This window comes from Streptomyces sp. NPDC020875 (assembly GCF_040641415.1).
Classification (GTDB): domain Bacteria; phylum Actinomycetota; class Actinomycetes; order Streptomycetales; family Streptomycetaceae; genus Streptomyces.
Window position 1 is genome coordinate 70,619 of the sequence record NZ_JBFADP010000013.1, and the last position, 24,119, is coordinate 94,737.

At 71.7% G+C, this 24,119-nt stretch carries 19 protein-coding genes; 14 read left to right on the forward strand and 5 right to left on the reverse strand.

Going from position 1 to position 24,119, the window contains the following annotated elements; translation table 11 throughout:
- The first annotated feature begins 171 nt into the window (after positions 1-171).
- The 5 genes from AB0G74_RS09895 (at position 172) to AB0G74_RS09915 (ending at position 4,336) form a co-directional block, all read left to right on the forward strand.
- Positions 172-777, forward strand: coding sequence for a YdbC family protein (locus AB0G74_RS09895; protein ID WP_361142709.1), 606 nt, complete (start codon positions 172-174; stop codon positions 775-777).
- Between the two features lie 114 nt (positions 778-891).
- Complete coding sequence (locus AB0G74_RS09900; protein ID WP_361142712.1) at positions 892-1,551, forward strand: histidine phosphatase family protein; 660 nt, start codon at positions 892-894, stop codon at positions 1,549-1,551.
- A gap of 12 nt (positions 1,552-1,563) precedes the next feature.
- On the forward strand, positions 1,564-2,478 hold the full coding sequence (locus AB0G74_RS09905; protein WP_361142715.1) for an ADP-ribosylglycohydrolase family protein: 915 nt from the start codon (positions 1,564-1,566) through the stop codon (positions 2,476-2,478).
- A gap of 465 nt (positions 2,479-2,943) precedes the next feature.
- Entirely contained in the window at positions 2,944-3,645 is a 702-nt protein-coding gene (locus tag AB0G74_RS09910; protein ID WP_361142718.1) for a ribonuclease HII, read from the forward strand.
- An 82-nt stretch (positions 3,646-3,727) separates the two neighbouring features.
- On the forward strand, positions 3,728-4,336 hold the full coding sequence (locus tag AB0G74_RS09915) for a hypothetical protein (RefSeq protein ID WP_361142721.1): 609 nt from the start codon (positions 3,728-3,730) through the stop codon (positions 4,334-4,336).
- 220 nt (positions 4,337-4,556) lie between these two features.
- Here the strand turns inward: AB0G74_RS09915 and AB0G74_RS09920 are convergent, their stop codons facing one another.
- Both AB0G74_RS09920 and AB0G74_RS09925 read right to left on the reverse strand, forming a co-directional pair.
- Positions 4,557-5,174 carry a hypothetical protein gene (locus AB0G74_RS09920; protein WP_361142724.1) on the reverse strand — a complete coding sequence of 206 codons (618 nt, stop codon included), beginning with the start codon at positions 5,172-5,174 and terminating at the stop codon, positions 4,557-4,559.
- A 228-nt stretch (positions 5,175-5,402) separates the two neighbouring features.
- The gene (locus AB0G74_RS09925) at positions 5,403-7,583 is read right to left on the reverse strand and encodes a RecQ family ATP-dependent DNA helicase (protein WP_361142727.1); all 2,181 of its coding nucleotides are present in this window, start codon (positions 7,581-7,583) and stop codon (positions 5,403-5,405) included.
- Between the two features lie 112 nt (positions 7,584-7,695).
- Between AB0G74_RS09925 and AB0G74_RS09930 the strand changes: the two genes are divergently transcribed.
- From AB0G74_RS09930 to AB0G74_RS09955, 6 genes are all read left to right on the forward strand, one after another.
- Positions 7,696-9,156, forward strand: a complete 1,461-nt coding sequence (locus AB0G74_RS09930) for a DUF4192 domain-containing protein (RefSeq protein ID WP_361142730.1) — start codon at positions 7,696-7,698, stop codon at positions 9,154-9,156.
- 250 nt (positions 9,157-9,406) lie between these two features.
- Positions 9,407-10,177 carry an NUDIX domain-containing protein gene (locus AB0G74_RS09935; protein ID WP_361142733.1) on the forward strand — a complete coding sequence of 257 codons (771 nt, stop codon included), beginning with the start codon at positions 9,407-9,409 and terminating at the stop codon, positions 10,175-10,177.
- A 174-nt stretch (positions 10,178-10,351) separates the two neighbouring features.
- Positions 10,352-12,121 carry an ATP-binding cassette domain-containing protein gene (locus tag AB0G74_RS09940; protein ID WP_361142736.1) on the forward strand — a complete coding sequence of 590 codons (1,770 nt, stop codon included), beginning with the start codon at positions 10,352-10,354 and terminating at the stop codon, positions 12,119-12,121.
- 190 nt (positions 12,122-12,311) lie between these two features.
- Positions 12,312-13,196, forward strand: a complete 885-nt coding sequence (locus tag AB0G74_RS09945) for a FadR/GntR family transcriptional regulator (protein ID WP_361142739.1) — start codon at positions 12,312-12,314, stop codon at positions 13,194-13,196.
- Positions 13,197-13,556: 360 nt separating this feature from the next.
- Positions 13,557-15,107: an RNA polymerase sigma factor gene (locus tag AB0G74_RS09950; protein ID WP_361142742.1), complete on the forward strand. Its 1,551-nt coding sequence runs from the start codon at positions 13,557-13,559 to the stop codon at positions 15,105-15,107.
- 309 nt (positions 15,108-15,416) lie between these two features.
- Positions 15,417-16,232: a serine protease gene (locus tag AB0G74_RS09955; RefSeq protein ID WP_361142744.1), complete on the forward strand. Its 816-nt coding sequence runs from the start codon at positions 15,417-15,419 to the stop codon at positions 16,230-16,232.
- A 130-nt stretch (positions 16,233-16,362) separates the two neighbouring features.
- On the opposite strand, the gene AB0G74_RS09960 is transcribed toward AB0G74_RS09955, so the two are convergent.
- On the reverse strand, positions 16,363-16,593 hold the full coding sequence (locus AB0G74_RS09960) for a hypothetical protein (RefSeq protein ID WP_006346139.1): 231 nt from the start codon (positions 16,591-16,593) through the stop codon (positions 16,363-16,365).
- Positions 16,594-17,025: 432 nt separating this feature from the next.
- Between AB0G74_RS09960 and AB0G74_RS09965 the strand changes: the two genes are divergently transcribed.
- The 3 genes from AB0G74_RS09965 (at position 17,026) to AB0G74_RS09975 (ending at position 21,400) form a co-directional block, all read left to right on the forward strand.
- Positions 17,026-19,140, forward strand: coding sequence for a DNA topoisomerase IV subunit B (locus tag AB0G74_RS09965; protein WP_361142747.1), 2,115 nt, complete (start codon positions 17,026-17,028; stop codon positions 19,138-19,140).
- A gap of 215 nt (positions 19,141-19,355) precedes the next feature.
- Entirely contained in the window at positions 19,356-20,606 is a 1,251-nt protein-coding gene (locus AB0G74_RS09970) for a sensor histidine kinase (RefSeq protein ID WP_361142750.1), read from the forward strand.
- Positions 20,607-20,740: 134 nt separating this feature from the next.
- Complete coding sequence (locus AB0G74_RS09975; protein ID WP_361142859.1) at positions 20,741-21,400, forward strand: response regulator transcription factor; 660 nt, start codon at positions 20,741-20,743, stop codon at positions 21,398-21,400.
- A gap of 133 nt (positions 21,401-21,533) precedes the next feature.
- On the opposite strand, the gene AB0G74_RS09980 is transcribed toward AB0G74_RS09975, so the two are convergent.
- Both AB0G74_RS09980 and AB0G74_RS09985 read right to left on the reverse strand, forming a co-directional pair.
- On the reverse strand, positions 21,534-22,265 hold the full coding sequence (locus AB0G74_RS09980; protein WP_361142753.1) for a response regulator: 732 nt from the start codon (positions 22,263-22,265) through the stop codon (positions 21,534-21,536).
- Positions 22,262-23,932, reverse strand: a complete 1,671-nt coding sequence (locus tag AB0G74_RS09985) for a sensor histidine kinase (protein ID WP_361142755.1) — start codon at positions 23,930-23,932, stop codon at positions 22,262-22,264. The genes AB0G74_RS09980 and AB0G74_RS09985 overlap by 4 nt, the downstream gene beginning before the upstream one ends.
- Between the last annotated feature and the right edge of the window lie 187 nt (positions 23,933-24,119).

The following is a 24,119-nucleotide window of genomic DNA, read 5'->3' on the forward strand; positions in this document are numbered from 1 at the left end:
CGTAGCCGCTGACAGGGGTGCGGGGCGAGGAAATGGCAGGTGTACGCCAGCGATCGGGGCCGCCCCGGGCCGTCACCCGCGGCCGTACGCGCTACGCCCCCTCTGTGTCGCCCGCTCCGGAGAACCGGACGGCCGTGACCCGCGCCACGTCCCGGGCCGTACGATGGCGCGGTGCTGGTCAAGTGGATTCGCTGCTCCGTGGTCGACCGACGTGGCTTCGAACGGGGGCAGCGGAAATGGGCGGGGCTGCTCGGCGAGCCGGGATTCCGGGGCCAGGGCGGGGGCTGGAGCAGGGGGCGGCCCCATGTCGCCCATGTCTTCACGTTCTGGGAGAGCCGGACCTTCTACGACTCGTTCATGGCCCGCTCCCACGACCGGCTGGCGGCCGGTCAGACGGGCACCTACCGCGAACCCCAGGTCAGGCTGTTCGACCACCGGTTCGATGTGAAGACGGGCTTCGAGCCGCGGTTCGGGGACGTCGACGTGGTGCGGGTCGCCCACTGCAAGGTGCGGGAGGAGCGCGTCGAGCACTACGCGCAGATGCAGGAGAAGGTCTGGAACCCGGCGATGGCCGGATCGCCCGGCATGGTGCGCGGCCTCTTCGGGGAAGCGCCGGGGAACGAGTTCCTGGTGATGTCGATGTGGCAGTCCGAGGCCGAGCACGGGAAGTACCGCAGGGAACGGGTGGAGCGGCTGCTGCTCCGGGCGCAGACAGAGGCGGACGTCGCGGCCCTCAGCGGCGACGTGGTCGAGCTGGAACCCTCCTGGACGGTCTGAGTCCCCGGCCCGCCCCCTGGTGACGTCGCAGCTCAGGGCCCTGCGCCGGGGCGTGTCCACCGGATGGTCCGTCCCGGCCGCCCGGCCCGGCCGGGTCCGATCTAGGGTCGTGGCATGGCACGACCGCGACGCATCGTCCTCGTCCGGCACGGCGAATCGGAGGGAAATGTCGATGACACCGTGTACGAGCGCGAGCCCGACCACGCGCTGAGACTGACCGCCACCGGCCGCGCCCAGGCCGAGGTGACCGGCGCCCGGCTGCGTGAGCTGTTCGGACCGGAGCGGGTCAGTGTCTACGTCTCGCCCTACCGGCGCACCCATGAGACCTTCCGGGCCTTCGAACTGGACCCGGCCCGGGTTCGGGTCCGGGAGGAGCCCCGGCTGCGGGAGCAGGACTGGGGCAACTGGCAGGACCGGGACGACGTACGCCTCCAGAAGGCGTACCGCGACGCCTACGGCCACTTCTTCTACCGTTTCGCCCAGGGCGAGTCCGGCGCGGATGTCTACGACCGGGTGGGCGCCTTCCTGGAGAGTCTGCACCGCAGCTTCGAGGCGCCGGACCATCCGCCGAACGTCCTGCTGGTGACGCACGGGCTGACGATGCGCCTGTTCTGCATGCGCTGGTTCCACTGGAGCGTCGCGGAATTCGAGTCGCTCTCCAATCCGGGCAACGGCGAGACCCGGATACTCCAGCTCGGCCCGAACGGGCGCTACACCCTCGACCGGCCCTTCGCACGGTGGCGTACCCCCGAGCCGTACGGCGTCACCGGTTAGAGTGGCGGGAAGATGACCGCTGACTCCGATCGCGACCGGCGCCTCGACCGCGCCCTGGACAGCCTGCGCGGACTGTCCGTGGGAGACGCCCTCGGCTCCCAGTTCTTCGTACCGACCCATCACCCCCTGCTGAAGCGGCGAGCCCTGCCGCCCGGCCTCTGGCAGTGGACCGACGACACCGAGATGGCCTGCTCGGTGGTGGCCGTCCTCGCCCGGCACGCCCGGGTGGACCAGGACGCGCTGGCCCGCTCCTTCGCCGAGCGCCATGACTTCGACCGCGGATACGGCCCCGCCGTCAACCGTATGCTCCGGCTGGTCCGCGAGGGCGGCGACTGGCGAGAACTCGCCGCGGGTCTTTTCAACGGCCAGGGTTCGTGGGGCAATGGATCCGCGATGCGGGTCGCCCCGCTGGGGGCGTGGTACGCGGACGACCCCGAGCAGGCCACCCACCAGGCCGAGATCTCCTCCTACACCACCCATCAGCACCGCGAGGCCGTCGTCGGGGCGATGGCCGTGGCGGCAGCGGCGGCGCTCGCCGCCGACCCGGCGGGCACCCCCGAGCCGGGGGCCCTGCTCGACGGTGTCATCGCCCTCGTACCGCGCAGCGCCGTCGCCCAGGGGTTGCGCCGGGCCCGCGACATGCTCGACTACGGGGACGCGGCGACCGTCGCCGCCGTCCTGGGCCGGGGGCGGCGGACCAGCGCGCACGACACCGTGCCGTTCGCGCTCTGGTCGGCGGCCCGGTCGCTGGGCGACTACGAGGAGGCGTTCTGGACCACCGCCCAGGTGGGCGGGGACGTGGACACGACCTGTGCGATCGTCGGCGGGGTGGTCGCCGCCGGTGCCGTCGGGCGGCCGCCCGGTGAGTGGCTGGAGCGCACGGAACGGCTGCCGTCCTGGGCGCGGGCGGACGGCTCCGCGGACTGAGCGGAGTCACCGCCCCGGGGACGCCGCCGGGACTGCGAGCGGAAGGCGCTGCTCCGACCGTCGGCCGGAATTGCCTCGGCCGTTCGCACCTGCGATCGAGTCACCGCCGAAACCGTTCACGTGGTGATCGCGGACTGGGGCCTCGTAGGGCCCGTCCGGCTCTCTGAAGGTGTTCCGAAGGTTGGAAGGGCCTGGTCCGGCGTGCATCGGTCGATGCGGTGGGAGCGAGACCGTACGAGATCGGACCCGGGGCGCCGAGCCGTCGCCCGGGGCTGTACGGAAGCGAATGAGCTACCGCGGAGTCCAGTGGATCCGGCCGACCGGTGGCACGGCGGCACCTGCCACCCGCCACCCCCGGGAAGGGTCCCCGTGGTCGGTGGAACGGCGGCTTCCGGGCCGCGGCGAAACCGTGATGGGAATCCGGTTGTCCCCGGTGGGGGCGGGCGGCGTAACCTTGCTGGCGCCATGCCGTACGAACCACCTACTCACCGAGTCGAACGCTCGATCCGGGCCACCACCGGCGCCAGGATCGTCGCCGGTGTCGACGAGGTCGGACGCGGGGCGTGGGCCGGCCCCGTCACCGTGTGCGCCGCGATCACCGGACTCCGCCGACCGCCCGAGGGCCTGACCGACTCCAAGCTGCTCTCGCCCAAGCGACGGGAGACGCTCGCCGCCGAACTGGAGGACTGGGTGACCGCCCACGCCCTCGGGCACGCCTCACCCGAGGAGATCGACGAACTGGGCATGACCGCTGCCCTGCGACTGGCCGCGTGCCGGGCGCTGGAGGCCCTGCCGGAACGCCCGGACGCCGTGATCCTGGACGGGAAGCACGACTATCTCGGCGCCCCCTGGCAGGTGCGTACGGTGATCAAGGGAGACCAGTCGTGCGTGGCGGTGGCGGCGGCGTCCGTGATCGCCAAGGTGCGCCGCGACGCGATGATGGCCGAACTCCCCGGTGATGTGGCCGATTTCGCCTTCGCGGCCAATGCCGGCTATCCCTCACCGACCCACAAGGCGGCCCTCGCGGAGCTTGGCCCCACCCCGTACCACCGGCTGTCCTGGGCCTATCTGGACGCGCTGCCCCGCTGGCGGCATCTGAAGAAGGTCCGGACCCTGCCGGAGGAGAACACACCGGAGAGCGGGGGCCAGCTCGGCTTCGACTTCTGAACTGCCCCCGCCACCAGGTGAATCGCACGTACGTGCCCACCCGCTGATGCCATTCGAACCGGCATTTGATAGACATCCACCCATGCCTCTCCTTCCCGAGGAGCCTCAGATTCACGAGAGTGCCCAGGGTCCCCGCGCCACTCCGGCCACCGGCCGCCCCGCGCCGACCCCTCGCCCCGTACCCGGTCCGCGTTCCACCGCGTCCCCCCGTCCGGGGAGTCCCGGACCGGCCCGGCCGGTCCCCCCGGTCCGCAGGAACGCCTCCGCCGAGCCGCCCGCGGTCTCGCCGGAGAATCGTTCCGAGCCGCAGATTCAGCTGATCCCCGCTCCGCCGGAGGGCGCGCTGGACGCGGCCGACGAGACCGTGGACCTGCTGCTCGACACCGGCCGTGCCCCCGGTGACGTCCTGGTGCTGACGGCCACCGGTCTCCACCCGCTGGCGGCGCACGAGCTGAGCTTCGGCGAGGCCGCGTACTGGGCCCAGCAGGACGCCGCCGAAGATGTCTTCTACGCCGAGTCCGCCGCTCTCGACCGAGTCGCGAACCGGGCTGTGGTCGTGGTGGCGCTCAACGGCGGCACGGAGGCGGACGCCGCCCGGATCCTGCCCGCCGCGCTGACGAAGGCGACGGCGCTGCTGATCGTGTGCGGGGACCCCCAGCGGGTCAACGCCGCGCTCGGCGTCTCCGTCTGACCGGCGGAACGGGCGTCACCGGATCCCGTCACGGTCCGGGCGACCGCGGTGCGCGATCTCTCCGGCTGTCCCTCGCGGACAGCCGGAGACCGGCGTGCCCGGGGTGGTCCGTCCCTTGCGGCGCTGACCGTCCGAAGCGACCGGTCGGCCATGGAGCGCAGGGACACAGCCCGTCGGCCTCCGGATGCAGGTGTGCATCCGGAGGCCGACGGTCGTCGCCTCAGCGCGCGGCGGTGCGCCGCAGTACTTCCGATGAGCCGCCCGCGGTACGCAGCTCATGGGGTTCCGACGCCAGGGAGTCCGCGAGATCTCCCGGGGTCGAGGTCGAGCTCGGCCGACGCCCTCCCCGGCCCTCGCCGAACACCTGCCAGCCACCGCGTGTCAGCGTGATGTACGCACCGCAGCGCAGGCCGTGCAGGGTGCAGGCATCGCGCAGCCCCCACATCCATGCCCCGTCCTCCTCGGTCCATCGCTCGTCGCCCTCCCGGCAGTAGAGGAGGACGGCGGTACGGACCGGAGTACGGCGCCGGAGGTCGTGCGGGATCACCCGGCGGAGGTGGGCCAGCAGGGCGTTACGGAACTCCCAGCCGTCCACCGGCGCCGAGCGCCGGGCGAACGAGGCGCTCGCGGCCAGCCGTTCCTCGGGATCGAGAACGGCGACGACCGCCGTCGAGGGGGTCGGCCGGTGGCGGGTATGGAGTCCGCTGACCACTTCCCGGGGGTTGCGCAGCAGCGGGATCCCGGCCGCCGTCCACTCGGAGGGCTGGAGCATTCGGGCGAGGCGGCTCGCGGAGCCGTTCGTCGAAGTGGCTGCGGACGAAGCGAATCCGAAGGTCACGGTCCTCCCTTCGCATACGCGCCCACAGTCGGGGCAGGGTCGGGTGAGGGCGCACCGCGGCACAGCCCTCGCGGACCGCGAAGGGACAGTGCGGGGAGCAGTTCAATTCTTCCTGGCGCTTCCGGATGCGGCAACGAGCAAATCGAAGGCGCTGGCAGGAATGAGGGGGTATGCCGCGGATATCCCTGCCCGCAGAGTTCCCAGTGACCTTTATCGTGCCCACCAAAGTCATCCCTGAACCGCGAGGACCAGCGGGAACACCCCCTTCGCGCCCGAGGTCCGCAGCAATCGCGCCGCGACGGCAAGTGTCCAACCGGTGTCCGAGAAGTCGTCCACCAGCAGGACCGGGCCGTCCGCGGCGGCCAGGGCGGCGGCGAGCGGCGCCGGAACCACGAACGCGTCGTGCAGCGCCCGGACCCGCTGGGCGCTGTTGGTCCGGGAGGGCCGGGCATCCGGTCCTCCGACCGCGTACTCCACCGAACCCAGCAGCGGCATCCGCCCGATCTCGGCGATCCGGGCACCGAGCGACTCGATCAGCACGGGCCTGGAGCGGGACGCGACGGTGACCACACCGACCGGCCGCGAGGGCGCGTCCGGCGCACCCGACGCCCAGCCGCCCGTGCCTCTGGCCCAGTCGGCGAGCACCGTCACCACGGCGTCCGCGACATCCGCGGGCACGGGCCCGTCGGGTGCCTGCGGCGCGAGCATGGGGCGGAGGCGATTGCCCCAGCCGATGTCGGAGAGGCGCCCCAGCGCCCGCCCGGGCAGTGCCTGCTCCCCCTCGGGGATCCGGCCCTTGAGGGCGACACCCACCGAGGCCAGTCCGGTCGGCCACATCCGGCGCTGCTCCACCTCGACCCCGGGCCGCCCCAGTTCGCCCCGGGCAGCGTCCAGCGCCGAAGTGGAGACCTTGTCGCTGAAGCGGCCGCCCGCACAGTTGTCGCACCGGCCGCAGGGCGCCGCGTCCGCGTCGTCCAGCTGGCGGCGCAGGAACTCCATCCGGCAGCCGGTGGACGACGCATACTCCCGCATGGCCTGCTGTTCGAGCTCACGCTGCCGGGCCACCCTGGCGTACCGCTCGGTGTCGTACGACCAGGGGCGGCCGGTGGCGGTCCAGCCCCCCTTCACACGGTGTACAGCCCCGTCCACGTCGAGGACCTTCAGCATGGTCTCCAGCCGGGCCCGCCGCAGTTCGACGAGGGGTTCCAGGGCGGGCAGGGACAGCGGTCTGCCGGCTTCGGCCAGAACGTCGAGGGTACGGCGCACCAACTCCTCGGAGGGGAAGCCGACCGAGGCGAAGTACTGCCAGATGGCCTCGTCCTCGCGGCCGGGGAGCAGCAGGACCTCCGCATGGGCCACCCCGCGTCCGGCCCGGCCGACCTGCTGGTAGTAGGCGATGGGGGAGGACGGCGAGCCGAGATGGACGACGAAACCGAGGTCCGGCTTGTCGAAGCCCATGCCGAGAGCCGAGGTGGCGACGAGCGCCTTCACCCGGTTCGCCAGCAGATCCTCCTCGGCCTGCTGCCGGTCGGCGTTCTCGGTGCGGCCCGTGTACGAGGCGACGGTGTGGCCGCAGCGGCGCAGATAGGCGGTGACCTCCTCGGCCGCGGAGACCGTGAGCGTGTACACGATGCCGGATCCCGGCAGCTCGCCGATGTGGTCGGCGAGCCAGGCCAGCCGGGTCGCGGCATCGGGCAGCCGGAGCACACCGAGGCTCAGGCTCTCCCGGTCGAGCGGGCCGCGCAGCACCAGCGCGTCCGTGCCCGCCCCCGTGCCGAGCTGTTCGGCGACGTCGGCCGTGACCCGGGCGTTGGCCGTCGCGGTGGTGGCCAGTACCGGGACGTCGGCGGGCAGCTCCGCCAGCATCGTGCGCAATCGGCGGTAGTCCGGCCGGAAGTCATGGCCCCAGTCGGAGATGCAGTGCGCCTCGTCCACCACGAGCAGCCCGGTCGCGGCGGACAGCTCCGGCAATACCTGGTCGCGGAAGTCGGGATTGTTCAACCGCTCGGGGCTGACCAGCAGCACGTCCACCTCGCCCGAGGCGATCTCCGCCTTGACGGTGTCCCACTCCTCGGGGTTGGCGGAATTGATGGTCCGGGCGCGGATCCCGGCCCGGGCCGCGGCCTCCACCTGATTGCGCATCAGGGCGAGCAGCGGGGAGACGATCACCGTGGGCCCGGAGCCCCGGGCGCGCAGCAGGGACGTCGCGACGAAATACACCGCGGACTTGCCCCAGCCGGTGCGCTGGACGACCAGCGCCCGGCGCTTGTGGGCGACCAGCGCCTCGATCGCCCGCCACTGGTCCTCGCGCAGGCGCGCGGCGCCGGTGCCGTCGGAGACGAGTCGGGAGAGCACGGCGTCGGCCGCCGCCCTGAGGTCCGCGGGATCCGCGAGGTCTGCGTGGGTCATGCCCCCATGCAACCCGATGCCACCGACAGGAGGCGAATGGAGCCGACGGCCTGTGGATAACGTTATCCACAGGGGTCGCGGAGATCGCCTGGTCACTGCGACCGTCGACGCCATGAACGAGCACCGAGACTCTCAGGGCAACGCTAGTGGCGCACGGGACGGCGACGGGACGGGCGCGGCGGTTCCCGCCGGTTCCGCGCACCTGCCGGACGGCGCGGGCCGGATCGCCTCCCCCGACGAACAGATCACCCTCCGCGGTCCGGCCGAGCTGGCCGACTCCCTCCCCTATCTGCTGGGCTACCACCCTTCCGACTCCGTCGTCCTCGTGGCGCTGCACGGGCCCAACGGCCGCTTCGGCGGGCGGGTGAAGCTGGGCATTCCCGGCTCGCCGGGGGAGTGGGGCGGAACGGCGCGGCAACTCGCCGAATGTCTGATCGAGGGCAGCCGCCGGAGGGACGCGTGCCCCGACGGCATCGTCCTCTTCCTCTGCCGGGAACCGGGCACGGACCAGGACGGCCGGGCGGTGATGGAGCGGTTGCGGCCCTTCGCCCAGGAGCTGCGTACCGCGTGCGGCGCGCTGGACGTCCCGGTGTACGAGGCGCTCTGTATCTCCGGCGGCCGCCTTTGGTCCTACTGCTGTCCGGACGAGCGGTGCTGCCCGCCGGACGGTGCCGTGCTGGTCCCGCCCGGGACCTCGGTCCTCGCGGCGGCCGCCGCCTACGCCGGTGTGCGGTTGCGCGGCACCCAGCAGGAGATGGAGGCGAGGCTGGCACCGCTGCCGGAGCCGTGGGCGGGCCCGCAGTGCCGTGCCCTCGACGACGCGGCGGTAGAACTCGTCGAGCGCGTCGTGGTCGGCGGAATGGCGGCCAGGCGGCTCGGGGACGACACAATCGCCCTGGCCGGGATGCTGATGGACCGGCTCGCCGGGGCTCCGTCCGGCGGGAGTCCGGCCGCCGCCGACGCCGCTGACGACCGGCTGATCAGCCCCGACGAGGCGGCGTTCGTGATTCTCGGACTACAGGACCGCGAGACCCGTGACCGGGCCGCCGCGTGGATGGAGGGGCCGGAGGCGGAGCCCGCCGCGCGGCTGTGGCGGGCGCTGGCCAGGCGCTGCGTCCCGCCGTACGACGAGTACGCGGCGGCGCCGCTCGCCCTGGCGGGCTGGGTCGCCTGGGCCGGAGGTGACGAACCGGCCGCGCGGATCGCCCTCGGCGCGGCGCTGCGCAAGGACGCCGACTATGTCTTCGCGGTCCTGCTGCACCAGGCGTGCAACGAGGCCGTGGATCCGGAGCCGGTCCGGGAGTGGTTCCGGCGGGGCGGGGCCGAGCCCGGGAAGCGGACGGCGATCGAGGGGGTGACGCGGCCCCGGGGTACCGGTGCGGCGGGGCGCCGGTCCGTGCGCGGTCCGGGGCGAACGGCGGGCGGCCGGGTACGTCCGGCGGCCGGACGGCCGTCCGGCCGGGCCGAGCACTCGGGACGCCGACGCGGAGCGGCCGGAAGGACGGACCGGGGTACGGGCGGGACGGGCGGCCCGGGAAGCGGCCCGGCCCGGGAGACGGAGAGCGACGGCTGACGGCGGCGGTCCTCTGTCCGCGCCCGGACAGGCCGGGGCGGGGCTGCCCGGCTTCCCGGCCGGCGCCCCGCGAACCCGCCACGAGAGGGGCGGCCGAGCGGCGCGCGGAGCCGGGAGAGCCGCGGTACGGGCAGCGGCGGCGGCAGGCCGGTGGTGACTGTGACGCGGAAGAAGTCGTCCCCTCGTGCGCGGGGGTGTTCCGAAGCCGAAAGGAGTGTTTATCGTCAGGCAGACGACTATGATCACGGGCATGTCTCCCTACGACCCGTCGGCCTTTCCGCCCTTCGCCGTCACCGTCGATCTGGTCGTGCTCACCGTGCGCCGTCACCAGCTGTGCGCCCTCGTGGTGCGCCGGGGCGAGGCGCCCTTCCAGGGGCGGTGGGCGCTGCCCGGCGGCTTCGTACGGGGAGACGAGGACCTGGCGGCGGCCGCCGGGCGTGAGCTGGGCGAGGAGACCGGGTTGTGCGCCCACGACCCCGGGTCGCCGGTACCGGACGGCGGTGCCCATCTGGAACAGCTCGCCACCTACGGCGACCCCGGGCGCGACCCCAGGATGCGAGTAGTGAGCGTCGCCCATCTGGTGCTGGCGCCCGATCTGCCCGCGCCCAGGCCCGGGGGCGACGCGCACGGCGCGCGCTGGGCGGCCGTCGGTGATCTGCTCGACCCGGATCCCGCCGAATCCGTCGGCGCCCCGGAGGGCGACGACCAGACCCTGGCGTTCGACCACGCGCGGATTCTGGCGGACGGGGTGGAGCGAGCCCGGTCCAAGATCGAGTACTCGTCGCTGGCGACCGCCTTCTGTCCGCCGGAGTTCACGGTCGGCGAGCTGCGCCGGGTGTACGAGGCGGTCTGGGGTGTGGCCCTCGACCCCCGGAACTTCCACCGGAAGGTCACCGGCACTCCCGGCTTCCTGGTTCCGGCGGGCGGGACCACAACCCGACAGGGAGGGCGACCGGCGCAGCTGTTCCGGGCCGGTGGAGCCACCCTGCTCAATCCGCCCATGCTGCGCCCCGAGGTCTGACCGGACAGAGCCCCGCCCGGCCGAGCCGTGCCAGGGGTCGCACGCGGGGGCGCGGACCCGGAGCCCGGGAGTGCCGAGCCCGCGCGCCCTCTGCGAAAAGTGCGAAATATCCAGTTATCGTGCTGGGGCCCGCACGCCGCCGGGCGGCCCCGCCGCCCCTTCGTGGGAGACGCGATGCTCCAGGCCATCGGATTGACCAGCACCCCGGGGAAGAAGTCGTCCCCGGCGGTCGACGACCTCACCTTCGATGCCGCCCCCGGTGCGATCACGGCCCTGCTCGGCCCCGACGGGGCGGGCAAGACGACCGCGTTGCGGCTGATGCTGGAGCTGGAGCCCGGCCAAGGGGTCACGTACTACCGGGGAAACCGGCTCGGCGACATCGCGCATCCGGCCCGCGAGGTGGGCGCCCTGCTCGGCGACGTACCCGGCCATCCCGCCCGGACCGCCCGGGGGCAGCTGCGGATGCTCTGCGCGGCGGCCGGAGTGCCCCTGGCCCGCGCCGGTGAACTGCTGGAGGCGGTCGGACTGGCCGGAATGGCCGACGAGCGGCTCGGATCCCTCCCGCTCGCCATGGACCGCCGCCTCGGACTCGCCTCGGCGCTCCTCGGTGACCCCGGCACACTCCTCCTCGACGAGCCCGCGAAGGGACTCTCGCCCCGGGACCAGGGCTGGTTGTACGGAATGCTCCGGAGCCACGCCGACCGCGGGGGCACCGTCGTGTGCGCCGTCGCCGACCCCAAGGAGGCGGCCCGGATCGCGGACCATGTCGTCACCCTGGACGCGGGACGCCTCGTCGCCGACCAGGACGGCGCCGAGTTCGCCAGGACCCGGCTGCGGCCCCGGGTCTCCGTACGGACGCCGCACGCCGTCCGGCTGGCCGATGTGGTCCACCGGGAGGCCCGCGCGGCCCGGCGGTCGGTCGAGGTCGTCCCGGAGCCCGGCGGAGTGCTCTCCGTCTACGGAAGCAGCTGCGCCGAGGTGGGTGAGGCCGCCTTCCGGCACGGCGTCCTGGTCCACCGGCTCACCGACGAGACGGGCGACACCGCCCCCGCCTCCACCGGACCGTCCGCCCCCGTCGGCACCGAAGTGCCTGCCGAACCGGCCCGGCCGTCCCGGGCCCGCCGCTGGGCCGCCGCGGCGATCTCCGGGGCGCCGCCCGCGCCCCGGCCGGTGACGAGCCCCGTCCGCCCTCTCCGCTACGAACTGCACCGGATGTTCGGGGTGCGGACCGTATTCCGGATCGCGGGCGCGACCGTGCTGGTCTCCGTCGTGGCCGGTCTGCTGATGGCCCGCTCCGGAGGTACGTCGGTCGAAGCCGCCGTCGCGGCCCGGCCCGGCTATCTGCCGCTGCCGCCCGTCGCCTTCGCGGCCGGGCTCGTCGGGGCCCTCTCCTTCGGTGACGAGTACCGCTACCCGGCACTGGCCGCGGCGCGCGGCACCGTACCCCGACGGCTGGGGCTGCTGATCGCCAAGCTCACGGTCACCGCGGTCTGCGCCCTGGGGCTCATCGCACTGGTCGCGGCGGCCGGGTTCTGGGCCCTGCGGCTGGTCTACGGAGCGGAGGCGACCGTACCGCCGGGGCACTGGCCCGCCCTCGCCGCGGGCTGGGGCGGGCTCGCGGTCGGCAGCGCCTGGGCCGGTCTGCTCGCCGCCGGGATCTTCCGCTCCACCGCGGCGGGGGCCGCCGCCGTGCTGGCCGTGCCGGTCGTCGTCACCCCCCTGATGCGCCAGGCGCTGATCGTGCCCGCGGCGCGCTCCGTCGCCGGCCTGCCCGACCGGCTTCGCGAACTGGCCTGGGTACGGCTGCCCCACCAGGCCGACATCTGGCTGCTGTCCGCCGCCCGACTGCTGGCCCGCCCCGCCGGGGCGGCCCTGGCCCTCTCGCTGGCGGCCCTGGTCTGCGCGTACGCGGCCGTCCGGCTGCGCCGCAGGACCGCGTGGTGAGGGCGGCGGTCCGGGGCGCCGAGTGGCCCCGGACTCTCATGATGATCGGTTGAGCCGATCGACAGCACTCCGAGAAATGACCACTTCTATCCGATAAGTCGTCAATTGTGGGGGAAGCGCCGATCACCCTTTCGTGTGCTTTTCACCAAAGACCTCAAGGCCCGCGAAAGCCGCGCCGACAAAGGATGACGTGAGTACCCTTGCGCAGACCATGATGAACGCCCGCCCCGCCGACTCCGGCCTCGCCGGGCCGGGCGAACTCGACCGCTACCCCTACGGGGAGTCCCACACCGCCGACCGTGTCGCCCCTCCCGCCTGGGACGTTCCCGACACCGAGCTGGGGCGGGCCGGGCGCCGCGCGGCAGGCAGCCGCGGCCGTGGACTGCACGGCCAACTCGTTCAGCAGCTCGGTCAGATGATCGTCTCCGGTGACCTGGGCGCCGACCGCCCGCTCGTCCCGGAGGAGATCGGCCAGCGTTTCGAGGTCTCCCGTACCGTCGTCCGCGAGTCGCTGCGGGTCCTGGAGGCCAAGGGGCTGGTCAGCGCCCGCCCGAACGTCGGTACCCGGGTGCGGCCGGTCAGCGACTGGAACCTGCTCGACCCCGACATCATCGAGTGGCGCGCCTTCGGCCCGCAGCGGGACGACCAGCGCCGTGAGCTGTCCGAGCTGCGGTGGACCATCGAGCCGCTGGCCGCGCGGCTGGCCGCGGGCCACGGCCGGGAGGACGTCCAGCAGCGGCTCGCCGACATGGTGGAGATCATGGGGCACGCCCTCGCCCAGGGCGACGGCATCACCTACGCCCGGGCTGATGCCGAGTTCCACACCCTGCTCATCCAGCTCGCCGGCAACCGGATGCTGGAGCACCTCTCGGGGATCGTCTCCGCCGCCCTCCAGGTCTCCGGCGGTCCCGTCACCGGCTGTGACCGGCCGAACGACGTCTCCGTCACCCATCACGCCCGGATCGTCGACGCCCTGGCCGCCGGTGACTCCAACGGGGCCGAGACGGCCATGCGTCAACTGCTCATCGTCCACCCGGAGGTGGAGCGCGTCGTACCGGCGCCGCGTGAGCACTGAGCGCCCGGCCGCGGGGTCGGGCGTACGGAGGCGTACGCGCACCGTGCCCGTACGCGATCGTGCCGCCGGATTCCCCGCGAGTCCGGCGGCACGGTTGCGCGTAGAACATCCGATCTATACCTTTCACCCTTTTTGCGGTGTGACTCGGGCCACGTGGATTGGGCGTAACGCTCCTCGAAACCGTGCGATGACCTAAGAGGTGACAGCCGAGGAGGGAATACAGCAGCCGTCGACGGCGCTGTGCACTTCCGAGGTGTGTTCCGCCCGCGCCACCGGTACATCCGCAGCCCGGTGGTCGTCGGCTCCGGCCCGATCATGGGCTGAGCCGGAAGCCGTTTCCATCGTTCCGAGAGGTTGTTCGTGTCGGCCAGCACATCCCGTACGCTCCCGCCGGAGATCGCCGAGTCCGAATCTGTGATGGCGCTCATCGAGCGGGGAAAGGCTGATGGGCAGATCGCCGGCGATGACGTGCGGCGGGCCTTCGAGGCCGACCAGATTCCGCCAACCCAGTGGAAGAATGTACTGCGCAGCCTCAACCAGATCCTCGAGGAAGAGGGTGTGACGCTGATGGTCAGTGCCGCAGAGTCGCCCAAGCGCTCCCGCAAGAGCGTCGCTGCGAAGTCCCCCGCGAAGCGCACCGCCACCAGGACCGTCGCGGCCAAGACCGTCACGTCCAAGACCGTCGCCGCCACCTCGGCCCCGACGGCCGAGAGCGTCGACGCGCAGGCCGGTGACGAGACGACGACGCCCGCCAAGAAGGCCGCGGCCAAGAAGACCGCCGCCAAGAAGACGGCGGTGAAGAAGACCGCCGCCAAGAAGACCACGGCCAAGAAGACGGCGGCCAAGAAGGACTCCGACGAGCCGGCCGACGGCGAAGAGCTGCTCGACGACGTCCAGCCCGGCGGCAAGGACGAAGAAGAGGCCGAGGGCGAGAGCAAGGGCTTCGTCCTCTCGGACGAGGACGAGGACGACGCGCCCGCACAGCAGGTCGCGGTCGCCGGTGCCACCGCCGACCCGGTCAAGGACTACCTGAAGCAGATCGGCAAGGTCCCCCTGCTCAACGCCGAGCAGGAGGTGGAGCTGGCCAAGCGCATCGAGGCCGGTCTCTTCGCCGAGGACAAGCTGGCGAACTCCGACAAGCTGGCGCCCAAACTGAAGCGCGAGCTGGAGATCATCGCCGAGGACGGCCGCCGGGCCAAGAACCACCTCCTGGAGGCCAACCTCCGGCTCGTGGTCTCGCTCGCCAAGCGGTACACCGGCCGCGGCATGCTCTTCCTGGACCTGATCCAGGAGGGCAATCTGGGTCTCATCCGCGCGGTGGAGAAGTTCGACTACACCAAGGGCTACAAGTTCTCCACGTACGCCACCTGGTGGATCCGGCAGGCGATCACCCGGGCCATGGCCGACCAGGCCCGGACGATCCGTATCCCGGTGCACATGGTCGAGGTCATCAACAAGCTGGCCCGTGTCCAGCGCCAGATGCTCCAGGACCTGGGCCGTGAGCCCACCCCGGAGGAGCTGGCCAAGGAACTCGACATGACCCCCGAGAAGGTCATCGAGGTGCAGAAGTACGGCCGTGAGCCGATCTCCCTGCACACTCCGCTGGGTGAGGACGGCGACAGCGAGTTCGGCGATCTGATCGAGGACTCCGAGGCCGTCGTACCCGCCGACGCCGTCAGCTTCACGCTCCTCCAGGAGCAGTTGCACTCCGTGCTCGACACGCTTTCCGAGCGCGAGGCCGGTGTGGTCTCCATGCGCTTCGGCCTCACCGACGGGCAGCCGAAGACGCTGGACGAGATCGGCAAGGTCTACGGGGTGACCCGTGAGCGGATCCGTCAGATCGAGTCCAAGACCATGTCGAAGCTGCGCCACCCGTCGCGCTCGCAGGTCCTGCGCGATTACCTCGACTGAGCTGCCTGAGCTGCCTGACCTGCCCGATCTGTTTGACGGTGAGTGGCGGCGGCTGACGGCGTCCGACGGGTTTCCGTGCCGGGGTGACCCGGTGCGTCCGTCGGTCCGTACGGCTATGAGGGCCCGCCTTCCGGAAGGGAGGCGGGCCCTCACCGTTTTTCACGGGCGGGGCCGCCGGTGGGACGGGAGGGCCGCGTCCGGGGTGTCGTACGAACGTGTGTCCGTCAGCGTCATGGGGCGCTGGGGTGCGCTCGGCCGTCCACTGGCTGACGCTGAGTGGACGTCACTCACGCTGAGTCAGGAGACCGTATGCGCCCTCTTCTCGTCCGAGCCCTGACCGGAACGCTCGCCCTCGCTGCCGCCGGGGTTCTGCCGCCCCTGGTGAAACCCACCTCCGCCGTGGCCGACAGCGTTGTCGTGGGCGGATTCCCGGTGAAGGTGTCGGATACCCCCTGGGTCGTCGCGCTCGCCAGCCGTGACCGGTTCGGAGGAACGCGCTCGGGCCAGTTCTGCGGCGGTGTCGTGATCGCTCCGACGAAGGTCATGACGGCGGCGCACTGCCTGAGCCGGACCGTGCTCGGCGGGGACGTCTCCCAGGTGAAGGATCTCCGGGTGATCGCCGGGCGGACCGAGCTGACCTCTTCCGACGGCCGGGAGATTCCGGTGAGCGACAGCCGGGTGTCGCCCGCGTACAACCCGCTGACGAACGGTTCCGACCTGGCCGTGCTGACTCTGGCGGATTCGCTGCCGGCGGAATCGGTGATCCCGGTGGCGCCCGAGGGGGACCAGGCGTACGTCCCGGGGACGGCGGCGAAGGTCTACGGCTGGGGGGACACGGAGGGCAACGGAAGGTATGCCACGGCGCTCCGGGCGGCCGATGTGACCGTACTGGCCGACCGCAACTGCCAGACGGCCTATCCCGGGGGCCTGGGCGGCCGCTACGACGCCGCGACGATGGTCTGTGCGGGAGACACCCGGGGTGGCCGTGACGCCTGCCAGGGGGACAGTGGAGGGCCGCTGGTGGCCCGGGGGAAGCTGATCGGTCTGGTGTCCTGGGGGAGCGGCTGCGGGCGGGCCGACAGCCCCGGGGTCTACACCCGGGTATCGGCGGTGCCGCTGCCGTAGCCGATCGGGGCCACCGGGCCGGTGGTGGCCCGGTGGGAGGACGAGAGCGGGCGGTCGACCCCTGTCGGTGAGGGGTGACCGCCCGTCGGCCGATCCTGGACCGGCCATCGCTCGTCGTGGATGTGAGGTGTCAGTGATCCTCTTGCCCGGCACCGGCCGGCACGGCCGTGAGTCGGTCGGTCTCATCCTGTATTTCCGCGGCGATCTTCTTGAGTTCCGGCTCGAACTTGCGACCGTGGTGGGCGCAGAAGAGCAGTTCACCGCCGCTGGTCAGCACGACGCGCAGGTATGCCTGGGCGCCGCAGCGGTCGCAGCGGTCAGCGGCCGTCAGCGGGCTCGCGGGTGTCAGAACAGTAGTCACGTCGCCTCTTCTCTAGCTCGACGAGCTGTCGTACCAGGGTCAACATCCAACCAGCCCGAAAACGTTCCCGCTCGGGGCTTTTCCTCGAAAGTTCCTCCCGAGGGGGCTGTCTGCTACCAGGTGGCGGCGAATGAGCCGTATTGCTGTGCTCTACGGGTTTCGCGTTGCTTGTCTCGTTTGGCCCTCCCGGCTTGGTTGCCGGTGTTCATGAGGACGTGCCCGGAGCCTAAATGGTTCATGCCTGGAAGGGAACGTGATGTTCACGTCACCCCATCAGGCTATCGAACGTTCGTGCGATGATGGCGAGGGGTTAGAAAACGCGAGGGTGGCGTTACATCGGCTCTATCAGGGCTCGGTACCCTCTGACCGGCGACCGACGCCGGGCCCGTACCCCTCCGGGCCACATTTGAAATTCAGCGAGGAGCGAACCGCGTGACCGCCGAAACGTCCGTGCCGTCCACAGCTTTGCTGACAGCGGAGCGTGACGGCTCCAACTACACAGCGCGGCACCTGCTCGTCCTCGAAGGTCTCGAAGCCGTCCGCAAGCGTCCCGGAATGTATATCGGCTCCACGGACAGCCGCGGCCTGATGCACTGCCTCTGGGAGATCATCGACAACTCCGTCGACGAGGCGCTCGGCGGCCACTGCGACCACATCGAGGTGATCCTGCATGACGACGGCTCGGTCGAGGTGCGGGACAACGGCCGGGGCATCCCCGTCGACGTGGAGCCGAAGACCGGGCTCTCCGGGGTCGAGGTCGTGATGACCAAGCTGCACGCGGGCGGCAAGTTCGGCGGCGGCTCGTACGCCGCCTCCGGCGGTCTGCACGGTGTCGGCGCCTCCGTGGTGAACGCCCTCTCGGCCCGGCTCGACGTCGAGGTGGACCGCAATGTCACGCACTCGATCAGCTTCCGCCGCGGAGTGCCCGGCATCTTCACCGAGCAGGGGCCCGACGCCCCCTTCGACCCGGCGAACGGACTCCGCAAGGGCAAGCGCGTCCCCAAGAACCGCACCGGCACCAGGGTGCGCTACTGGGCCGACCGGCAGATCTTCCTCAAGGACGCCAAGCTGTCGCTGGACCACCTCCACCAGCGCGCCCGCCAGACCGCCTTCCTCGTCCCCGGTCTCACCATCGTCGTCCGCGACGAGCGGGACCTGGAGGGCGAGGGCAAGAGCCAGGAGATCTTCCGCTTCGACGGCGGCATCAGCGAGTTCTGCGAGTACCTGGCGCAGGACAAGGCGGTCTGCGACGTCCTGCGGCTGACCGGGCAGGGCACCTTCAAGGAGACCGTCCCGGTTCTCGACGACCGGGGGCACATGACCCCGACCGAGGTCACCCGGGAACTCGGGGTCGACATCGCCCTGCGCTGGGGTACGGGGTACGACAGCACCGTCCGGTCCTTCGTGAACATCATCGCCACGCCCAAGGGCGGAACGCACGTCACCGGTTTCGAGCGTTCCGTGACCAAGACGATGAACGAGGTCCTCCGCTCCGCCAAGCTGCTGCGTGTCGCCGAGGACGACATCGTCAAGGACGACGCCCTCGAAGGGCTCACCGCCGTCGTCACCGTACGGCTCGCCGAGCCGCAGTTCGAGGGGCAGACGAAGGAGGTGCTGGGCACCTCGGCGGCCAACCGGATCGTGGCCAATGTGGTGGCCAAGGAGCTGAAGGCGTTCCTCACCTCCACCAAGCGCGATGCCAAGGCGCAGGCCAGGGCCGTGCTGGAGAAGGCCGTGGCCGCCGCCAGGACCCGGATCGCGGCCCGTCAGCACAAGGAGGCGCAGCGCCGGAAGACGGCGCTGGAGACCTCGTCGCTCCCCGCCAAGCTCGCTGACTGCCGCAGCGACGACGTGGAGCGGAGCGAGCTGTTCATCGTCGAGGGGGACTCCGCGCTCGGTACCGCCAAGCTCGCCCGGAACAGTGAGTTCCAGGCGCTGCTGCCGATCCGGGGCAAGATCCTCAACGTCCAGAAGTCCTCCGTCTCCGACATGCTGAAGAACGCCGAGTGCGGGGCGATCATCCAGGTCATAGGAGCGGGCTCGGGCCGGACCTTCGACCTCGACGCGGCCCGGTACGGGAAGATCGTGCTGCTGGTGGACGCCGATGTCGACGGCGCCCACATCCGCTGTCTGCTGCTCACGCTCTTCCAGCGGTACATGCGGCCGATGGTGGAGGCGGGGCGGGTCTTCGCGGCCGTTCCGCCGCTGCACCGGATCGAGCTGGTCCAGCCGAAGAAGGGCCAGGACAAGTACGTCTACACCTACTCGGACAACGAGCTGCGGCAGACCCTGCTGGAGTTCCAGCGCAAGAACATCCGCTTCAAGGACTCCGTGCAGCGGTACAAGGGTCTGGGCGAGATGGACGCCGACCAGCTGGCGGAGACCACGATGGACCCGAGGTACCGGACGCTGCGCCGGATCAACATCGGCGATCTGGAGGCCGCGGAGACGGTGTTCGACCTGCTGATGGGGAACGAGGTGGCCCCCCGCAAGGAGTTCATCACCAGCTCGGCGGCGACGCTGGACCGCTCGCGTATCGACGCCTGAGCGGCGGTCCCGGGGTCGCTCCCGTGCCGTTTCCGGGGCGGTACGCGCGAGACGCGCGGATGTCGGGCGCCCGCGGTCCGAGACCGCTGGCCTGATCGAGGGCGATGGCCGGGGAGGCCGTGCCCACCCGGGGGTGGAGTCGAGAACTCCACCCCCGAGCCGATACCTCGGCCGGGGCCCGCTCCGTAGCATCGAAGCGACGGAAGGGGGACGCCGTGATCACCGGAAAAGCCATGAGGTGGCCCGGGCGGGAGGCGCTGTCCGAGCTGGGCGTGCCGCGCTCGCAGATCGTGCTCGATGTCGTGCTGCTGGGGTCGCTGGCGACCTGGGCGCTCTCCAGCGCCTACACCTCCGCCGGCCTCCACGGCTGGTGGCTGCTCTTTCCCGTGGCCGCGCTGCTGGTGGGCGCGGGCGCGGTCTGCGGGCTGCGCCGGACCACGCGGGACCGGAGGCTGGCGGTCTCCATGGGGCTGATCGTCGTGCTGGGCGGTATGGGATGGGCTTCGTACGTGGTGGGTACGGATGTCATGGCGGCGGTGCTGTGGATATCGGGCGCGGCCCTGGCGCTGGAGCGGTTGCCGCTCCTGATCGGGCTGCTGATGGCCGTGCCCCTCGCGTCCTCCTTCGCGATACAGGTGCCGGAAGCCGATGCGCTGGGGACCGCGATCACCATGGCGGGCATCGTGTTCGGCGGTTGTGCCCTGCGGCTCGATGCCCAGGCCCGGGGGGCGGGGTTCCGGCTGCTGGCCCAGGAGCGGGCGGCTCGGGAGGCCGAGGCGGTGTCGGCGGCGCTCGCGGAGCGGGCCCGGATAGCCCGGGAGATCCATGATGTGCTGGCACACAGTCTCTCCGCGCAGCTCGTTCACTTGGAGGCCGCGCGGATCCAGATCGAACGCGGCCCCGAGGGTGCTTTCCGCGACGAGATATTGGAGCGGGTGACGGCGGCCCGGGGGATGGCCCGGAGCGGGCTGGCGGAGACCCGTCAGGCGCTGTCGGCACTGCGGGGCGAGCTGACCCCGGTGGAGGACTATCTCCGGGAGATCGCCGCGGAGGGCGGTGCGGACACCGTGGTGACGGGGGAGCGGCTGGCGATGGCTCCCGAGGTCTCACAGGCGGTGCGGCGGGTGGCGCAGGAGGCGCTGACCAACGCCAGGAAGCATGCTCCCGGCGGCCGGGTGCGGCTGCTGCTCGCCTATGAGGCGGGCGGGGTGCGGCTGGAGATACGGGACTCGGGGCCCGCTGTCCACAGCTGCGAGCTGAGTCGATCGGGTTCCGGCTACGGTCTGCTGGGGATGCGGGAACGGGCGGAATTGCTCGGCGGCACCCTGGAGGCGGGGCCGGAAGGGGCCGGATTCCTGGTGCGGTTGAGGGTGCCCGCCTGTACCGATGACGCACTGACGGAGCAAGGGGCGCGGATCGGGGCGCCGGAAGGGGCGGGGGCGTGGAGAGTAGCGCCGGGATGGTGACACCGGGTGAGCCCGGAGCCGAGGGCGGCCAAGGGCTCGGAGACAGCCGGGAATCCAGAGATGGTCGTGATGGCTTCGGCGGCCGGGGCGATCGGGCCGGCCGAAGTGGTGGCGACGGCGCCGGTGCGGAGAAGCTGCGGGTGGTCGTCGCCGATGACCAGGCGGTGGTCCGGGAGGGGATTGTGATGCTCCTCGGGTTGCTGCCGGGAATCGAGGTCGTCGGGGCGGCGAGAGACGGGGAGGAGGCGATCGATCTGGTGGCCGGGCTGGCTCCCGATGCCGTGCTGATGGACCTCCGGATGCCGCGTTGCGACGGTGTGGAGGCGACGCGACGGATCCGGGAGGAGTATCCCGGCACGCAGGTGGTGGTGTTGACGACCTATGCCGATGACGATTCGCTCTTCCCCGCCCTGCGGGCCGGGGCCCGGGGCTATCTGACCAAGGACGCGGAGGGCGAGGAGATCGTCCGGGCCGTCCGGGATGTGGTGGCGGGGAGAGCGGGGCTCTCACCGGAGGTGCAACAGCGGCTGCTGGAGCGGGTGACATCGGTACCGGAGCCTGCGACGCCGAGGTTGCCGGACGGTCTGACCGGGCGCGAGGGCGAGGTACTGGCGCTGATCGCGGACGGCCTCAGCAATACGGAGATCGCCCGGCGGCTGCATATCTCGGCAGCCACGGTGAAGACCCATATCAACAACCTCTTCGCCAAGGCGGGGCTGCACGACCGGGCCCAAGCGGTCCGTTACGCCTACCGGACAGGGCTGGTCCGCCCACCGGAGGCAGGGGTCGGTTAGCCGGGAAGAAGTCCGGAAGGAGCCTGGATGGGAGGGGGCCGGATGCCGGGGCGGGTCTGGCGCCGGAGGACGAGGGATGGGGAAAGCCCGGAGGGCCCCGGGAACCTGATGGGGCCGGGGCCGGAGGGAGGGGTCAGGTGCTGGTGGGGGACCAGAGGTAGCGGTGTTCGGGGCGGCCGGTTTCGCCGTACTTGAGGCTCAGACGGACCCGGTTGGCGCGTTCCAGGAGCTTCAGATAGCGCTGGGCGGTCTGGCGGCTGATTCCGGCCTCGTCGGCGATCTCCTGGGTGGAGAGGGGGCCTTCGGCGGCCATCAGGACCCGCCGTACGACCTCGGCCGTTGTGCGGGAGTGGCCCTTGGGGAGGTCCGGGGCGACCGCTCCGGCGGAGAGCGCTCCGAAGATCCGGTCCACCTCGGCCTGTTCGGCCTGGCCGCCGCGGCGCAGGGCGCGACGGAGACCGGCATATGCCTCCAGTTTGCTGCGGAGGCCCGCGAAGTTGAACGGTTTCACCAAGTACTGGAGGGCACCATGGCGCATCGCTGCCTGGACGGTGGCCACATCACGGGCCGCCGTCACCATGATCACGTCGGTCTGACGGCCGAGCCTGCGGAGTTCGCGGACGACCGCGAGGCCGTTGCCGTCCGGCAGATAGTGGTCCATCAGGACCAGGTCCACCGGGGCGTCGGTAATGGCCGCGACGGCTTCGGCCGCCGAATGAGCGGTGGCGGCCACCCGGAAGCCGGGCACCTTGGCGACATAGGCGGCGTTGATCCCGGCGACCCGGATGTCGTCGTCCACGACGAGGACGTCGATGGTGCCCTCGGTGGCCTGTGGGCCGGTCTCGGTGGTGGTTGTGCCGGTCATCGCACCTCCCCGGTGACGGCATGGACGGGCTCGCCCGGATCGCCGGGCTCGGACAGTTCGGAGAGCGCCTCGGGAAGAACCACGATGAACTCGGCGCCGCCGCCCGGTGCTTCGCGAACCTCGGTATGGCCGCCCTGGCGTTCCGCGAGTCTGCGGACCATCGCCAGTCCCAGCCCCCGCTTGCCGTGCAGGGGCAGTTCCTTGGTGGACCAGCCCTCGGTGAAGATCAGCTCCCGGCGCTCGGGGGGAACTCCCGGGCCGCTGTCGGTGATCCGCAGAACGGCCGTGCTGCCCTCGGCGTACAACTCGACCTCGATCCAGGCGTCCTCGGAGCCGCCGGCGGCGTCCATCGCGTTGTCCACGAGATTGCCCACCACGGTGACCAGTTCACGGGGCTCCACGACCCGGTCGGGCAGCAGGGTCTCCGGGGCGATGGTCAGGGACACGCCCCGCTCGGCGGCCACCGTCGCCTTGCCGACCAGCAGCGACGCCACCAGGGGGTCATGGACCTTCTCGGTGACCTGCTCCGCGGTGGCCCGGTGCACTCCGACCACCTCGGTCACGAACTCCACCGCCTCCTCGTGCATCTCCAACTCCAGCAGCCCCAGCAGGGTATGCAGTCGGTTGGCGTGTTCATGGTCCTGGGCACGCATGGCGTCTATCAGGCCGCGAGTGGAGTCCAGCTCACGGCCGAGGCGTTCCAGCTCCGTACGGTCGCGGAGGGTGGCCACGGCGCCGCCGTCGTCGGTCGGCATCCGGTTGGCGATCAGTACCCGGTGTCCCCGGACCGTCACCAGATCCACCCCGGTGACCCGGCCGGTCAGTACATCGACGGTGCGGCCCTCGCCCAGGACCTGCTCCAGGGGCAGGCCCTTGCCGTCGGTCTCCAGACCGAGCAGCCGCTGCGCCTCGTCGTTCATCAGCCGGACCCGGCCGGAGGCGTCCAGCGCCACCACACCCTCGCGGATGCCGTGGAGCATCGCCTCCCGTTCGGCGAGCAGGGCCGAGATATCGGAGAAGGCCAGATCGTGGGTCTGCCGCTGGAGCCTGCGCGAGATCAGGTAGGCGGCGATCGCCCCGGCGGCCAGCGCCCCGCCCGCATAGGCCACTAGGCCGGGGATCGCCGAGAACAGCCGGTCGCGGACGCTGTCGTACTCGATACCGACGGAGACCGCGCCCACGATCTCGCCATCGTTGTTCCGCAGCGGTACCTTGCCGCGGGCCGAGCGGCCGAGTGTGCCGCTGTCGATCTCCATCACCTCGCGCCCGGCGAGCGGGGCACTGGGGTCGGTGGAGACGACATAGCCGATCTCCTCCCGGGAGGTATGCGACCAGCGGACTCCGCTCAACCCCATGACGACGATGTACTCGGCGCCGGTGGCCTTGCGGATCCGCTCCGCCTCGGCCTGGATCGGGCCGTCGACGGTGGGACGGCTGGTGGTGAGCAGCTCCGCGATCTCCGGAGAGGCGGTGGTCTGCGCGATCGCCAGGGCCCGGCGCATCGCCTGGTCGTCCAGCTGGGCACTGAGCGGGGCCAGGAAGAGGCCGGTGGCCAGGATCGTGACCCCGGTGGCGATCAACAGCTGCATCAGCAGGACCTGCGAAAACACCCGCTGGGGCCAGCCGAGGCGGCGCCGACGGGGCGGCGGGGGCAGGTCGATGCTCATGGAAAGAAACGGTACGGGGCGGGGGGCCTTTCCGGAAACGTAACTCTGCGTCACCGATTTCGGGGCCGGTGACGGGGCCGGTGGCCGGTGGGCGGGGTGGTCCCGGGCGGATTCGCCCCCGTCCCGCCTCCTATGCTGGGCGGCCGGGACGGGCTCGGTGGGCCGGACCGCCGGGGCCGCCGGGTCG